Annotated in this window: 1 protein-coding gene; it reads right to left on the reverse strand. The window is 68.6% G+C overall.

Annotated features, from left to right (window positions below):
* On the reverse strand, positions 1-431 hold a 431-nt coding region (locus AB6A66_RS17515; RefSeq protein ID WP_371056906.1), incomplete at its 3' end, for a ParB/Srx family N-terminal domain-containing protein.
* Between the last annotated feature and the right edge of the window lie 5 nt (positions 432-436).

Here is a 436-nt window from a genome sequence, read left to right on the forward strand (position 1 = left end):
TCGTCCCCGTCGTCTTCCGCGACGTAGGCCAGCAGCTTGTCGAGTTCGCCGTCGGAGAAGCCGACCAGCGACAGCTCGAAGTCTTCCGCCAGCAGGTCGTTCAGTTCCGCCGACAGCAGCGCCTCGTCCCATGGACTTTCAGCCAGCCGGTTATCCGCGATCCGATAGGCCCGCCGCTGCGCCTCGGTCAGGTGCCCCAGCACGATCACTGGCGCCTCGGTCAGCCCGAGCTGGGTGGCGGCCAGGACGCGTCCGTGGCCCGCGATCAGCTCGCCGTCCTCGCCCACGAGGCACGGCACGGTCCAGCCGAACTCGGCCATGCTGGCGGCGATCTTCGCGACCTGGTCCGCGTCATGCTGCTTGGCATTGCGGGCATAGGGATGGAGCCGGGCCAGCGGCCATTGCTCGATCCGCTCCGGGGCGAAGCTCAAGGTCA

Origin of the sequence: Rhodosalinus sp. K401 (assembly GCF_041365735.1) — a bacterium.
Lineage (GTDB): Bacteria > Pseudomonadota > Alphaproteobacteria > Rhodobacterales > Rhodobacteraceae > Rhodosalinus.